A 14,475-nucleotide genomic window follows, 5' to 3' on the forward strand; every position below is an offset into this window, starting at 1 on the left:
TTTTATATACCAATTACGATGCCAATATGACTGTCATTTTGGCACATATTTTAAGAAAAGCACTTTAAAACGGAATCTTTAGAAAAAAATCCACTGCTTCTTTTTTATTCACCATATAAATATTAGCTAACGCGTTTATTAACTGATGATGGATTGGACTCTTTTTTATGAAATCCTTTTAGATAGTAAACTGCCACCAGGAATACTAAAAATAGCGGCCCAATAACCAAGGCAATTCGAGTATCTGGATTATATGCCATCAGACCAATAACAAATGCTAAAAACGCTAATGAAATATAAGAAGTATAAGGGAATAACGGCACCTTATATTTTAATGTTTTTACTTCACTTGGTTTTAACGTTTTACGGTAACGAATTTGCGATAAAAGGATAACTGCCCACGTCCAAATCGCTCCGAATGTAGCAATACTCGTAACCCATGTAAAGACTTTTGCCGGAACGATATAATTTAAGACAACACCGATTAACAAGGCACCAGCAGAGGCTATTACAGCCATGCCTGGCACACCATTTTTCGTTACTTTCCCAAAATTCTTCGGTGCTTCTCCATACTCTGCAAGGTTAAACAACATTCGTGCCGTACTAAAAATCCCACTATTACATGAAGAAAGAGCTGCCGTCAGTACAACAAAGTTAATAATCCCTGCAGCACCAGGAATACCGATTTTTTCAAATGTAAGAACAAACGGACTTCCTTTTGTTCCAATCTCTTCCCAAGGGTAGATGGACATAATAACAAACAAAGCTCCTACGTAAAAAATAAGAATACGCCAGAACACAGAATCAATGGCTCTTGAAAGAGATTTTTCGGGATTTTTCACTTCACCTGCCGTGACACCAATCATTTCTATGCCAAGGTATGCAAACATAACCATTTGTAAGGACAGTAATACACCCTTTATTCCATTGGGAAATAAACCGCCATGTTGCCATAGATTATGAATACCTGTAGCAATTCCGCCATTACCTAACCCCAAGAAAATCATCCCTGCCCCGACAACAATCATCGCCAGAATCGTAACAATTTTAATAAGGGCAAACCAGAATTCAAGCTCTCCATATGCCTTTACTGCAAGGAAGTTAACGGTTGCCATGATGACAAGTGCCGCTAGCGCCCAAATCCAGCGTGGAACATCCGGATACCAGTATTCCATATAAATTCCGACGGCAGTAATCTCTGCCATACAAGTAACTACCCATAAGAACCAATAGTTCCAACCTGTGATGTAACCTGCAAGTGGCCCTAAATAGTCTCGTGCATACTTACTAAATGACCCTGCAACCGGTTTTTGAATTGCCATTTCACCAAGGGCTCTCATAATAAAAAACATAATTAAACCACTAAATGCATAACCAAGCAGAATTCCAGGTCCAGCCATTTTAATCGCTGTTGCAGACCCCAGAAATAGACCAACCCCAATAGCTGCCCCTAATGACATCAGCGTTATGTGTCTTTCTTCTAATCCGCGATGAAGTTCTTTCCCATGAGTGTTTTTGCTCATATCATAACCTCCCCTTGATAATCAAACCTCTAATTTTCCCATTCGACACTTTGTTAATACTCACAATTCCCTCCTAATATCAGGAACATCTCATAATAATAAACTTTCTTAAAATATAAATAATACTATTAATTTTAAGGAAATTCATTATTTTTTTTAGCTATAATCCTCCTTTTTAGAACATGTTAGCGCTTACAAATTAGTATTTGCGAAAATAAATACTATTGTGAAAAATACATGAAATTATCTTAACATTTTTGTGAACAAAGTTTTTTGTAGAAATACGAGAAATTTCTACACTTTTTTTGTAAAATTAAACAAAGATAAAATAATCACCGCTCAAATAATTTACTATTTCTCATAAATTGTGGAGGAAACGATTTTGAATACAAAACATCATCATGATCCATTTAAAATAGCCTTTGAAAGTCTGGATGAATTTGCTGATATCATAAGTCAGGTTCTTCAATGTCCTATCACTATTGAAGACGCAAATCACCGCCTTCTTGCTTATAGTACACATGACGAACGGACAGATCCTGCCAGAATATCTACCATTATTGGTCGAAGGGTACCTGAAAAAGTAATCAATCAATTATGGAAGGAAGGAACTATTCCTGCCCTCTTAAAAACGGATGAACCTATTCGTGTAAAAAGCATGAATGACATTGGTCTTGGCGATAGAGTCGCTATATCGATTTGGAAACAGGATGAAGTATTAGGGTTTATTTGGGCCATTGAAATTGATAAAACATTAACGGATAAGGACTTTACTCTGTTAAAAAAGGCTGCAGATGCAGTAAAGAATAAACTTTTACAGCTCCAGACCAGAAAAAATAAAAAGGAAGAACGCTCCCAAGAATTCTTTTGGAAACTATTAACTGGTCACCTACAAGAGAAAGAAGAGATTATTCAGCACTTTCAAGCATTGCAAATTACTCCCCCATCCTCATTTGCTGTATTTGTTTTTCAGTTTCAACAAAATATCACAACTAAAGAAGAACATGAAATTTCGTACCTATTAAAGACAGCTCAGCGAATGAAGATTTTACTAAATACCATTGACTGTAACCAACTTATCTTATTAGTACAAGCATCTCATATCGAGAATCCCTTACAAGAACTCGATTATTTTGCCGAAAACTTCCTCTTAAAAATGAATGACCGCTATGGAATGAAGAATATCCATCCCGTCTATAGCAGTATTTATGATGACTTTCAAAAAATAGGAAAAGCCTATAAGGAAGCAATGGTTGTTTTATCTATAAAAGAAAAATTCCCTACAGAAACTAAGGAAATCTTTAGTTATCAACGATTGGGAATCTATCAACTCTTTGAAATGATCCTAGAAAATAGAAAAATGGAAGCGTACGAAAATTACGCATTAAAAAGAATCCAAGAATATGATCAAAAACATAAAAGTAATCTCATTGAAACGTTAGAGGTCTTTTTAAATAAGGATTCAAACATTAATGACGCAGCAAAGGAATTAAATGTACATGCCAACACGCTAAATTATCGACTCAAGCGCATTACAGAGATTGGTGAGGTTAATTTCAAGGATCCCAATCAAAAAATAATGCTTTTTCTCGATTTGAAGCTAGCTAAATACCAGGGGATTTGAACATTTTGTGAAAATCCCCAAAAAGAATGAAAATCTTTCTCCTTTCTTAACAAAGAAATTCTTTTGTAAACGCTTTATACTTTAGCCATAGCAATTCAATTAATAGTTTTTTAGGGGAGGAAATAAAATTATGTTTATTGGGGTTCCTAAGGAAATTAAAAATAATGAAAATCGTGTAGCACTTACTCCGGCTGGAGTTGTTTCATTTTTAAATGCTGGTCATAAAGTTTTAGTGGAAAAAGATGCTGGAATTGGAAGCGGTTTCACTAATGAGGATTATGCCAAAGCTGGTGCTGAAATTATTGAAACAGCTGAACAAGTTTGGACAACATCTGAAATGATCATGAAGGTTAAAGAGCCTTTATCAAGCGAATATAAGTACTTCCGTCCAGGATTAATTCTATTTACTTATTTACACCTTGCTGCAGAGCCTGCATTAGCTGAAGCATTAAAGCAATCTGGCGTTATTGCCATTGCCTATGAAACTGTATCAGTAAACAGAACGCTTCCACTTCTTACACCAATGAGTGAAGTAGCAGGACGTATGGCTGCTCAAATCGGTGCACAGTTCTTACAAAAAAATAACGGCGGACAAGGAATCCTACTTGCAGGTGTACCAGGTGTTAACCGTGGTAAAGTAACCATTGTTGGTGGCGGTATTGTTGGCACAAATGCAGCTAAAATGGCAATTGGCCTTGGTGCTGATGTAACTATTATCGATTTAAGTGCGGACCGTCTTCGTCAGCTTGATGATATTTTCGGAAACCAAATCAAAACATTAATGTCTAATCCATTCAATATCGCTGAGGCTGTAGCTGAAGCTGACCTCTTAATTGGTGCGGTATTAATTCCTGGTGCAAAAGCTCCTAAACTAGTGACTGAAGAAATGGTTAAAGCAATGAAGCCTGGTTCTGTAATTGTTGATGTAGCTATCGACCAAGGTGGAATTGTAGAGTCCATCGATCATGTAACAACACATGATAACCCAACATTTGTTAAACACGGTGTCGTACACTATTCTGTTGCTAATATGCCTGGAGCAGTTCCAAGAACTTCTACTATTGCTCTAACAAACGTTACTGTACCATATGCGTTGCAGATTGCTAACAAAGGGGTATTCAAAGCTATTTCTGAAAATGCTGCATTATTGCTTGGCGTGAACGTGGCAAACGGAGAAATCACTTACGAAGCAGTGGCAAAAGATCTAGGCTATGACTATGTAACAGTAGAAAAGGCATTAGAGAAAGAACTAGCTGCTAACTAATAGTACTCATCCCCTCAAGGATTTTCTTGAGGGGATTTTTCTTTAAGGGGGATGGTATAGATGCACCAATATAGTTACCGTGATACATGGGCCGAAATATCACTTGACCTTATTCAAGAAAATATGACCCAGTTTAGACAATTTGTACAACAGCAGTCTAAATTAATGGCAGTCGTGAAAGCAGATGGATATGGTCATGGGGCAATAGTAGTCGCAAAGGCTTCCATTTTAGCAGGTGCGGACTATTTAGGGGTTGCCTTATTAGATGAAGCTATCCAGCTGAGAGACGCTGGAATATCCACACCTATTCTCATTCTCGGTTATACACCTCCGAGCTCTGTCAAAGAGGCCATTTTGGCCAACATTACCTTAACCGTATTTGACCATGATGTATTGGACGAAGTTATTGTCCAATCGACTCAATTATGTAAAACTGCTACTGTTCATTTAAAGGTAGATACCGGAATGTCCAGAATTGGTGTAAGCTCCCCTATCGAAGTAATGAGACTGGTCAAAAAAGCTCTATCAGCTGAATACATCTATCTTGAAGGGATATTTACCCATTTTGCTAATGCGGACAGTGAAGATCCCACATATACTTATGAACAATTCAGCAAGTTTCAATCTATTTTGGAATATTTGGTTAGTAATAATATACATGTGCCTATTAAGCATTGTTGCAACAGCGCAGCTACAATGAATTATCCAGATATGCATCTGGATATGGTTAGAATCGGGATTGCCTTGTACGGATTATATCCAGACAAATCATTAAAAAATCACCCGATTCGACTTAGGCAAGCAATGAGCTTTAAAACCAGAATTGCTGCTATCAAAAATGTTGTGGCCTCTCAGCCCATTAGCTATGGATGTACTTTTAAACCGGATATAGAAAGTAAAATTGCCACTCTACCAGTTGGTTATGCTGATGGCCTTTCCCGTCTCCTGTCTAATAAAGGAAAGGTTCTAATTGGTGAACATCTAGCTCAAATTACAGGACGAGTTTGTATGGATCAAACTATGATTAATGTATCGGATGTAGAAAATTGTTTAGTCGGTGATGAAGTCACCATTTTTGGGTCTAATCATTCCTCCTTTCAATCTGTAGATCAATTCGCAGATTGGATGGGCACCATTAATTATGAAGTCGTTTGTTTAATTGGGAAACGTGTACCAAGAGTGTATTTTAAGCATGAACAACAGATTAATAATGCTAACAAGGGACAGGAGTTCCTTAAGATAAAAAAGGAGAGCAGCTATATTTTTTAGCTGCTCTCCTTTTTTATTTACCAATTGGTAAAATTACTTCTACATTGGTTCCTGATCCTTCTTTGCTAACTATTTTAATGTCACCTTTGTGTAGTTTTATAATACTTTGGGCAATATGAAGACCTAATCCAGAACCTCCCGTTTCCCGGCTTCTGGCTTTATCTACTCGGTAAAATCGTTCAAAAATATTATCTATCTCATCATTAGGTATTCCAATTCCATAATCTTTTATATTAATAATTGCATATTGCTGATCCTTTTTTAAGAAGACTTCAATTCTGTCATTGCTATATTTAATTGCATTATCAAGCAAAATGATGAAAACCTGCTTAATCTTTAATTCATCTGCACGAATGATGATGGGAATTTCCTCATAATGTAATGTTATTTCCCGTTTATAAACATCTTTTAGTTGGTTTAAAATATCTTTGCATAAATTAATCAAATTTACTTCGTTCATTTCTAATACAATTTCTTTCTCCAATGTGGCTAATTCTAAAAAAGTTTCAGTCATTTTTTGTATTCGGGTTGCCTCTGAATGAATGGCTTTAAGTGCTTCTTCCGCCATTTCATTATTTTCTAATCCGTGTCTCCTTAGAAGATTAGCGTAGCTCTTAATGACTGTTAATGGTGTCTTTAATTCATGTGATGCATCAGAAACAAACTGTTTTTGTCTTTCCATATTTATTAGAAGCCTATTAATCATCCGATTAAATGTTCTCGCCAACGTTTGGAGTTCATCTTTTGTCTTATTTTGAACGGTGATGGTCTTAGGAACACCGCTTTTTTCTATTTCCTCCATCGTTTTAATCATATTTGAAATCGGTTTCATAATCATATTAGCTAGCCATCTTCCTCCCAACAAAGATAATAAAGCAGCTAATACCGTACCAATAATTAAGATTGCCCTAAGCATTTCTTTTCTGGCTTCTAGACCTCGTAAACGTTCACCCATTTCCAAAGTTTTATCTCCATTATTAAATGGAACACGAACAATTAATACTTCTTCTTCTCCATGTTCAGTAGAAATTAAATGGGTTGTAGCCTGTTTTATTAAGGTATGTTTTCCTTTCATTTTTTTTGAAAGGAACTTGTCATTTGTCACCTCATAAATCAGCTTATTCTTTTGATCCATAATTCTGATATAGGAATGTTCTGTTAAATAATCTTCCAATTCCCCTTTCATCCTACTTAAAGGTTGGGTTGTATTAATTTCTTTTACAATATCCCCTGCTTTTTGAAAAAGTATATCTTTTTCCATATTTACTGTTGTTTTCATAAATAATAAAAACACAACAAAATTTATAAGGATTAATATGCATAGCATCCAAGCGGTCGTTAAAAGATTAATTTTTGTTGTGATCTTCATCATTAATCTCCCTTATGGTAAAACCAATTCCTCTTATAGTAGTAATTAATTGAGTAGGGAAGTCTTCATCTATTTTTTTTCTTAGATGTCTAATAAAAACATCAATTACATTCGTTTCACCCTCGTATTCATACCCCCATACCTTAAGAATAATGTTATCTCGTGTAACCACTTTATTTTTATTGATTATTAGATACACCAAGAAATCATATTCCTTGGGGGTTAATGTAATTGATTTTCTCCCTCTTTTTACTTCTCTTGTTTCTGTGTTTATGATTAGATCAGCCACTGTCAAAATAGAGCCCTCTCCGTTGGATTCCCCTTTTTTAGGAGAATTCCGAAGGCATGCACGTATTCGTGCTAATAATTCTTCTATTTCAAAAGGCTTTGTGACATAGTCATTTGCTCCCTGATCCAATCCCGCAACTTTATCAAAAGTAGTATTTCTGGCTGTTAGAAGAATGACGGGCGTATTACAGATTTCCTTTCTTAATCTTCTTAAAACATCTATTCCGCTTAACCCTGGCAGCATGACATCCAACAAAATCAAATCAAAATTCGATTGTAAGGCCGTTTCCAATCCTGCCTTACCATCATGTTCCACTGTCACTTGATAACCCTCGTATTCTAATTCCACTTTTAAGACGCGAGCAATCTGTACCTCATCTTCAATGACAAGAATATGTCTACTCATCTACACTCATCCCTTCTAACCAATATGAAAAGAACAATCATCGTTAGCTTCATTTACAATGTACCACCATTTTGGATTGAATTTTATTTTTTAATGGATTCTTAATGTTTTATTAAGAGTACAAAAAGGTTAATAGATAAAATAAAAAAGCTATTTCCCTTCGAAAAGGTTGTTAGCTTTTTTGGGATTATAGATTAAAGTTTTTTAACCCTGATGGGACTCACCATTAAAAGAGAGAGAATTAAGGTAATCCATGCATTGCTATATGAAAAGAACCCCATTGCAGCTAGCGGCAATCCAGCTGCTGGTATTGGCAATCCGCTAAAGTAGCCAATCGTTGGTTTAACATTAAACTTCGCTAATCTTAACGCACCCATTATTGGGAAAAGGATAAATGCCAAAGAAGTTAAAAGGGACGGTGATGCAATGGTATGAAATAGAAGCGCAGGAGCAACACCAAAACTAACAATATCCGCTAAGGAATCTAATTGTACACCTACTTCACTGTTAACTTTTAATCCTCTTGCAATCCTCCCGTCAAGAAGATCAAAAATTGCTGAAAAGAAAATTAATACGGAGGCTACTTCTAAAAAGCCACTCATATTACAGGTAATTGACAGAAGACCACACAATAAGTTTCCCATTGTAAATAAATTCGGTACCACTTTAGCTACTTGACTAAACAAGGTAGTTCCCTCCCTAATCACCTGTTTTTTAGGGTTATGAATTTTAATGAAATATTAATGATTTGTTAAGGAAATAAAACAAGTTAATTTTATATTATTAGAATGTCCAATTGATCGAAGAAGAAACATTCTTGAATTCACGACTTAAAAGCATAAAAAGTTATTTTGTTATAAATAAATTAAAAAGATTGGGATGAAATAGGAATGAATTATCAGATATTTCAAGCGATCAACCAGCTTGCTGGTCATCATCCTTTTATTGACAAGGTAATGATTTTAACAACGCAATACGCATTGATTGTTTACGCCATCGTTTTATTACTTATGTGGTTCTTTGGCAAAGAACCACATAAATATTCAGTTGTGTATGCATCAGTAACTGGTGGATTAGGATTAATTATAAATTTTGTCATAGGTCATATTTATTATGAACCACGTCCATTTGTAACTCATAAAGTTCATCTACTAATACAGCATGCAAAAGATGCTTCGTTTCCGAGCGACCATACAACAGGGGCGTTTTCCCTTGCCCTTGCGATATTGTTGCGCCACCCGAAAATTGGTTTAAGCATGATGTTGTTTGCAATAGTAACAGGAATTTCTCGTATTTATGTAGGACATCACTATCCATTTGATGTACTTGGCAGCATTTTTGTGGGTGTATTTGTAAGTATACTTATTTACAAATTAAGTTCCTTTTTAAACCCAATCCCTAAAACAATCATCTATATTTATAATCAAATCCCTTTAGTTCCGAAAACTAAACAAAAAACAAGTCATTATTAAAGGGGCAGCAAAAACTTAGCTGCCCCCCGTTTTTTATAGATACTTTCGATGAACTCCTTTACCATCATAAGAGAATAGCATTCTTCTTTCTTCAATCATCGTTTCCATGTGTACTGGTCTTCCCCAAAGTTGCTGAATATAGGGAAGTACTTTTTCAAGGTATTTTACGTCTAGTTCGATTCCCTCATACCAGTGTTTAATATAGAGCTCTCCATTTTTCATATAATCACCGTCAATCACGGTAAGGTATGGAAATCCACCATTTACACGCATGTTAACTAGCTGGTCACGGATATGCTCCCATGCTTTATCCACTACTTTGTACTCACGACCTTGCTTTTGGAAAAGATACATATCCTCTCTCATCACAAGATCTTTATTTAAATAATTGCGGAGGAAGGATATATCAGACTCTACTTCACGGACCTCAAACATTTTTTCTCTGCCTGACCCTGGTTTTACCCCTCTGCGTTTCATTTCTTCTGTTGGGTTATTATACCGTTCTTCAATGTCCTCAAAGATTTTGATTCCAAGATAATATGGGTTAATTCCAGTCTTTGACGGCTGGACAACCCCCGCATTTAATTTCGCAAACTCAATAGCTTCCCCACTAGTTAAATCCATTTCCCTTAAAATCCGTTGGTGCCAATACGATGCCCAGCCTTCGTTCATGATTTTTGTTTCAAGCTGTGGCCAAAAGTAGAGCATTTCTTCCCGCATCATTGTTAAGATGTCGCGCTGCCAATCTTCCAGCTCTCTGCTGTAGGTTTCTATGAACAATAATAGATCCTTTTCCGGGCGTGGAGGGAATTTCTTTTTTCTTGATTGGGTAGTTTCTTTCTTATCCTTTTCATCCAATTTCCAAAGGTCATCATATGGAGTAGCAATGATTGGATTTCCCTCCTCTTCCTCATCATCTCCAATAGACCAGCTAAGTTTTGGTCTCATAAGAGAAGGGTCAATATGTTCATCAATCGCTAATACGGCATCGAGGAAGGTTTCTACCTCTTTTTTTCCATATTGAATTTCGTATTGGTGGATTCTTTCAGCTGTTGCTGCCATACTCTCAACCATATCCCGTTTCGTATTTTGGAAACGGACATTATTTTTAAAGAAATCACAATGCGCTAATACGTGCGCGACGATTAACTTGTTCTGGATTAGCGTATTGGAATCAAGTAAAAACGCATAACATGGATTAGAGTTAATGACAAGTTCATAAATCTTACTTAGGCCTAAGTCATAATGAAGTTTCATTTTATGAAATTGCTTTCCAAAGCTCCAATGAGAGAATCGAGTTGGCATTCCATATGCCCCAAATGTATAAATAATCTCAGCCGGACAAATTTCATAACGCATTGGATAAAAGTCTAGTCCAAAGCCGCTTGCTATTTCGGTAATTTCACTAATCGCATACTCTAGTGATTTACGCTCTTCCGCATTCATTGCCATTCCCCCTTTTCCTCTTACCACAATGTATGAAGAAAAGCTGGGATTGATGAAAAAGAAGGCAAAAAACAATAAGCCAGATCGCTTATTGTTTTTGAGATTCAACCGTTAAGTTGATTAGTTTTTTGTTAGTAAGATCATGATTTACCTTTATGATAACAAAAAAGTTCTGATTATTTTCTTGTACTTTAAAACGGAAGCTGTCCTCCGCCTTTGAGGCATCTATATTTTTTCGACCTAAATATTCATACTCCCTGATAGGGGCGCCTGAAAAATCCGCCTGTACCACCGCCATCGCAATTTTGCCGTACTTTTCATAATCTGGCTTCTGGGCATGGCTTGAGTCAGTAAAACTGACTAGAAAAAAAGCCATCATCAAAATAGAAACAATCGTTTTTTTCATTTGTTATCCTCCTGTTTATGTAGTTATTCTATTTTGCCCAATCATGATTCTCTTATGAGTTAATCATGGATTTTTCTAGCTTCTGTAGCTAGCTTAAGGCCCACCATTCGATTTCGTTTCCATTCTGTCTTAAACACGGATAATGGAGGACTCGTTTCACCCACAAGGTAACTTATTTCTATGGTCATGGCTGGACGATGGTAGGTTGTAATAAACCAATCAGTAAACCCGCCCCCTATTGCTTTTTTAGGTGGCTTTCCTAATTTATAGCCTGTTAATTTAGAGATTTTTTTTGCAATCTTTTTGTCCCGCTTGAGATGTTTTCCATTTTTATAGTTCCAGAAAATCTCTCTTCCCGCTGAATGATAAGCCACTGCAATTGAAGGGTTCACCTCTTGAATAAAATGGGTTAGTGCAATGACTTCATTAGCCTCAAGTGGCTTTTTCCCTTTATAAAATTGATAGTGTGGTGTTGAAGGCTTCTTAGGAAGCTTAGTCCAACCGGCAGGGTATTGCCTATTTAAGTCAATCCCCACCCCATTTGCTTTCCATCTTGTAAAGTCACTGGAGCCTTTATTCATGCTTTTAATACGGTCTCGTTGATCTTTTGGTATACCTTCGAAATGGTTTTGCTGAATTTCTGCACCATCTGGATTTAACATGGGGATAAACCAAATAGAAACATCATTAAGTATTGAGGTAGAGGTTAAAGGGTATTTCCTTGATTCCTGATAAGCATCCGCATAGGAATCCAGCATCTTCATTAAAAGCATGCATGTGATCCATTCCCGTCCATGATGGGTACCAACTAAAACGATATTCTTTTTCCCTTTACCGAGCTTGATTGCCCAAATATCTCTTCCAAAATGAGTGGTTCCAATGGATTTTACTTCTAATTTCCCTTTATGTATTTCCCTTAATTGATTGATGTCTCGTTCTAATCGTTCAAAGCTGTATGGTTTATTCGTTTGAACCACTTTAGCTTCCCCAACCGTTACAAAGGAAAATAGCATCAACATGATAATGCAAAGAATTTTTGCCATAGGACCTCCATTTATACAAGTAACGAATGATTTATACAGGTAAAAGTTGAAAACCTTATTAACAATGGGTGTCCAACATTTTCTGTGAAAGTTATCTGCAGAATGTCATACAATAATCTCAACTCCTAATAAGGAGGAGATAAAGGAAATGAATAAACTGGATTATGATCGGGCGTTATATTATACACACCGGTCTGAATGGGATAACTTGCTTATTTTAATGGTTCGGACAAAAGACCAATTTTTGTCCAAAAGAATTGAACAATTTCTTCATGCGTACAACTTTGAACGTGACTACACTGTAATTGAAACGAAACTCTATAATTTGCTTCGTTACATCGACCATGCAAACGAAACAATAGAAGCTGATCCAAATGAGATACCGATGTATAGTCTTTCCTGAAATAACAAGTGGATACAGATTAAAATGTGAGAATTTTTTACAACCGGACCAAAGAATTCCACCAAAAAAAACGGCTTCCATTTATGGTAGCCGTTTTTTACAGTTTTTTATCCTATCTTATCATTTTTAATAACTCCATTACGTACGGCAAAAAGAGCAGCCTGTGTCCGGTCAGCTAGCTCAAGCTTTGCTAAAACGTTGGAAACATGGGTTTTAACCGTCTTTTCTGTAATAAACAGCGATGAAGCAATTTCTTTATTACTTTTTCCGCTAGCTATCTCCTTAAGGACTTCCATTTCTCGTTTGGTCAACTCATCCAAATGGTTCCTGCCCTCATTTTGTTTCGAGGTGATATGGGTTAATAAATGAGTCGTTGCTTTTGGGTGCAATTGATTTTCGCCATTCATTAACATTTTTATTGCCCTTACTAGTTCATCGGGTTCTATATCCTTCAATTGATAGCCTGAGGCTCCCGCTTCAATAGCAGGTATTACATGATTCTGGTCCGAAAAACTAGTTAGTATCATTACCTTCATACTTGGATGCTTCGCTTTAATCTTCTGTGTTGCTTCAATCCCGTCCATTATTGGCATGACTAAATCCATTAAGACTAGGTCAGGCAATAATCGGTCTACTAACTCAACCGCTTCTTCCCCATTTTTTGCTTCTCCTACAATTTCAATATTCTCTTGTGTCTTTAAGAAAAACACCAAGCCTCTACGTACGACATGATGATCATCAGCTATTAGTATTCGAATACTCAAAATAATTCCCCCCTTAAAACGGAATACTGACCCGTAGCTTTGTCCCTTTATTTAGCTCACTTGCTAAATAAAAAGTACCGCCTAAAGACTCCGCTCTGTTTCTCATGCTTTTTAGACCGAGCGATGGAAGTTCTGCACCTTCATCATAAGTAAATCCACACCCACTGTCTTTTATTTCTATGGTTATTCTGCTATCACTTCCATGAACAAATAATTGAACATCAGATTGCTGTGAATGTTTTTTACAATTAGCTAATGCTTCCTGGCTAATTCGAAAAACAGCCTCTTCAATTCTGCTTGGAAGATTAATGACCCCGTTTATTTTTATGTTTGTATTTAATCCTAGCATTTCCCCGTAACTAGATAGTGCACTAACAATGCCTTGCTCTAACCCCTTTGGGCGCAACTGCCAAATAAGCGCTCTCATTTCATTTAATGCCTCTTGCGCTAAATCTTGAATATAACTAAAGGTTTCTTTCACTTCGTGGTCCTTTGTCATTTCTTTCCCCCCACGGGCAGTCAGGCTTAAGGAGAAAAGGAGTTGATTAACAGAATCATGTAGGTCTCTTGCTAATCTATTTCTTTCTGCCGTTAATGCAATTTCTTGTTCTTTTTGTGTTAGATTAATCCTTTTTAAGGCAGAGCCTATTTGCAAGGCAACAGATTCTAATAGTGCTAGCTCTTCATTGTTAAAGCTTGTTTTATTTGGTGAACCAACATTTAATAACCCAAATTTTTCTTTTCCTGCTTTAAGAGGGACAGTCGCATGATGGGTTAAACCCCATGTATCTCCTAACTTATGTTCAATTGCATCTTCCAATCGCATACATTCAATAATATTGGTTGCCTTATCTATCCGACCTTTATTGTAGCGGTTAATGCACCAGCAATCTCCACTGCACATGGGGGCATACTGGTTGACGGATAATGCTGGGGGGAGATTTTCTTTCGCAGCAAGTGTAAAGGAGCCGTCATCATCAATAAGAAAGATCCAGCCAGTTTGTAAGCCGGTTACATGTAAAAGCTTCTTTAGAACTTCTGAAAGTACATTTTTTACGTCTGTTCCTTGGTTCAGTAACTCGGCAATTTCTTTTAAAATTTGTAAATCGGAATGGTGACACGTACTCATAAACAATCCCCCTGAAAATTCCAACTCTTGCAATTATTATAACTCTTTTCTTCTGCTGATTCCTTAGAA

At 36.5% G+C, this 14,475-nt stretch carries 14 protein-coding genes; 5 read left to right on the top strand and 9 right to left on the bottom strand.

The genetic code is table 11. From position 1 onward, the window contains the following. Window positions 1-122 precede the first annotated feature (122 nt). Entirely contained in the window at window positions 123-1,523 is a 1,401-nt protein-coding gene (alaP, locus tag AA0X95_RS23815) for an alanine permease AlaP (RefSeq protein ID WP_413302382.1), read from the bottom strand. Between the two features lie 382 nt (window positions 1,524-1,905). Here alaP and AA0X95_RS23820 point away from each other — a divergent pair, with 382 nt between their 5' ends. From AA0X95_RS23820 to alr, 3 genes are all read left to right on the top strand, one after another. Next, window positions 1,906-3,147, top strand: a complete 1,242-nt coding sequence (locus tag AA0X95_RS23820) for a PucR family transcriptional regulator (RefSeq protein ID WP_413302385.1) — start codon at window positions 1,906-1,908, stop codon at window positions 3,145-3,147. Window positions 3,148-3,277: 130 nt separating this feature from the next. Next, window positions 3,278-4,411, top strand: a complete 1,134-nt coding sequence (gene ald, locus AA0X95_RS23825) for an alanine dehydrogenase (RefSeq protein WP_413302388.1) — start codon at window positions 3,278-3,280, stop codon at window positions 4,409-4,411. Window positions 4,412-4,471: 60 nt separating this feature from the next. Next, complete coding sequence (gene alr, locus AA0X95_RS23830) at window positions 4,472-5,680, top strand: alanine racemase (RefSeq protein ID WP_413302391.1); 1,209 nt, start codon at window positions 4,472-4,474, stop codon at window positions 5,678-5,680. 13 nt (window positions 5,681-5,693) lie between these two features. Here the strand turns inward: alr and AA0X95_RS23835 are convergent, their stop codons facing one another. From AA0X95_RS23835 to pssA, 3 genes are all read right to left on the bottom strand, one after another. Next, window positions 5,694-7,052, bottom strand: a complete 1,359-nt coding sequence (locus AA0X95_RS23835) for a sensor histidine kinase (protein WP_413302393.1) — start codon at window positions 7,050-7,052, stop codon at window positions 5,694-5,696. After that, a complete protein-coding gene (locus tag AA0X95_RS23840; protein WP_413302396.1) occupies window positions 7,027-7,743 on the bottom strand; it encodes a response regulator transcription factor in 717 nt (238 codons plus the stop codon). The genes AA0X95_RS23835 and AA0X95_RS23840 overlap by 26 nt, the downstream gene beginning before the upstream one ends. A 194-nt stretch (window positions 7,744-7,937) precedes the next feature. After that, window positions 7,938-8,429: a CDP-diacylglycerol--serine O-phosphatidyltransferase gene (pssA, locus tag AA0X95_RS23845; protein ID WP_413302399.1), complete on the bottom strand. Its 492-nt coding sequence runs from the start codon at window positions 8,427-8,429 to the stop codon at window positions 7,938-7,940. Between the two features lie 204 nt (window positions 8,430-8,633). Between pssA and AA0X95_RS23850 the strand changes: the two genes are divergently transcribed. Next, complete coding sequence (locus AA0X95_RS23850; protein WP_413302402.1) at window positions 8,634-9,215, top strand: undecaprenyl-diphosphatase; 582 nt, start codon at window positions 8,634-8,636, stop codon at window positions 9,213-9,215. Between the two features lie 33 nt (window positions 9,216-9,248). Here AA0X95_RS23850 and AA0X95_RS23855 read toward each other — a convergent pair whose 3' ends face one another. From AA0X95_RS23855 to AA0X95_RS23865, 3 genes are all read right to left on the bottom strand, one after another. Further along, the gene (locus AA0X95_RS23855; RefSeq protein ID WP_413302405.1) at window positions 9,249-10,661 is read right to left on the bottom strand and encodes a SpoVR family protein; all 1,413 of its coding nucleotides are present in this window, start codon (window positions 10,659-10,661) and stop codon (window positions 9,249-9,251) included. Between the two features lie 88 nt (window positions 10,662-10,749). After that, a complete protein-coding gene (locus AA0X95_RS23860) occupies window positions 10,750-11,067 on the bottom strand; it encodes a DUF3889 domain-containing protein (RefSeq protein ID WP_413302407.1) in 318 nt (105 codons plus the stop codon). Between the two features lie 59 nt (window positions 11,068-11,126). Beyond that, entirely contained in the window at window positions 11,127-12,110 is a 984-nt protein-coding gene (locus AA0X95_RS23865; protein ID WP_413302410.1) for a M14 family zinc carboxypeptidase, read from the bottom strand. A 148-nt stretch (window positions 12,111-12,258) separates the two neighbouring features. On the opposite strand from AA0X95_RS23865, the gene AA0X95_RS23870 reads away from it, so the two are divergent. Then, window positions 12,259-12,513 (top strand): YhdB family protein, encoded by a 255-nt coding sequence (locus AA0X95_RS23870; protein ID WP_307289698.1) that lies wholly within the window; start codon window positions 12,259-12,261, stop codon window positions 12,511-12,513. 107 nt (window positions 12,514-12,620) lie between these two features. Here AA0X95_RS23870 and AA0X95_RS23875 read toward each other — a convergent pair whose 3' ends face one another. Further along, on the bottom strand, window positions 12,621-13,277 hold the full coding sequence (locus AA0X95_RS23875; protein ID WP_413302413.1) for a response regulator: 657 nt from the start codon (window positions 13,275-13,277) through the stop codon (window positions 12,621-12,623). Between the two features lie 13 nt (window positions 13,278-13,290). Next, window positions 13,291-14,406 (bottom strand): GAF domain-containing sensor histidine kinase, encoded by a 1,116-nt coding sequence (locus tag AA0X95_RS23880; protein WP_413302416.1) that lies wholly within the window; start codon window positions 14,404-14,406, stop codon window positions 13,291-13,293. Window positions 14,407-14,475: the final 69 nt, after the last annotated feature.

The sequence above is a fragment of the Neobacillus phoenicis genome (assembly GCF_047302305.1).
Taxonomy (GTDB): Bacteria; Bacillota; Bacilli; order Bacillales; family Cytobacillaceae; genus Neobacillus.

Coding starts and splice junctions, on each gene's coding strand:
- AA0X95_RS23860 (WP_413302407.1), bottom strand. CDS start 11,067: ATGAAAAAAACGATTGTTTCTATTTTGATGATGGCTTTTTTTCTAGTC.
- AA0X95_RS23865 (WP_413302410.1), bottom strand. CDS start 12,110: ATGGCAAAAATTCTTTGCATTATCATGTTGATGCTATTTTCCTTTGTA.
- ald (WP_413302388.1), top strand. CDS start 3,278: ATGTTTATTGGGGTTCCTAAGGAAATTAAAAATAATGAAAATCGTGTA.
- AA0X95_RS23835 (WP_413302393.1), bottom strand. CDS start 7,052: ATGATGAAGATCACAACAAAAATTAATCTTTTAACGACCGCTTGGATG.
- AA0X95_RS23850 (WP_413302402.1), top strand. CDS start 8,634: ATGAATTATCAGATATTTCAAGCGATCAACCAGCTTGCTGGTCATCAT.
- AA0X95_RS23840 (WP_413302396.1), bottom strand. CDS start 7,743: ATGAGTAGACATATTCTTGTCATTGAAGATGAGGTACAGATTGCTCGC.
- AA0X95_RS23880 (WP_413302416.1), bottom strand. CDS start 14,406: ATGAGTACGTGTCACCATTCCGATTTACAAATTTTAAAAGAAATTGCC.
- alr (WP_413302391.1), top strand. CDS start 4,472: ATGCACCAATATAGTTACCGTGATACATGGGCCGAAATATCACTTGAC.
- AA0X95_RS23870 (WP_307289698.1), top strand. CDS start 12,259: ATGAATAAACTGGATTATGATCGGGCGTTATATTATACACACCGGTCT.
- alaP (WP_413302382.1), bottom strand. CDS start 1,523: ATGAGCAAAAACACTCATGGGAAAGAACTTCATCGCGGATTAGAAGAA.
- AA0X95_RS23855 (WP_413302405.1), bottom strand. CDS start 10,661: ATGAATGCGGAAGAGCGTAAATCACTAGAGTATGCGATTAGTGAAATT.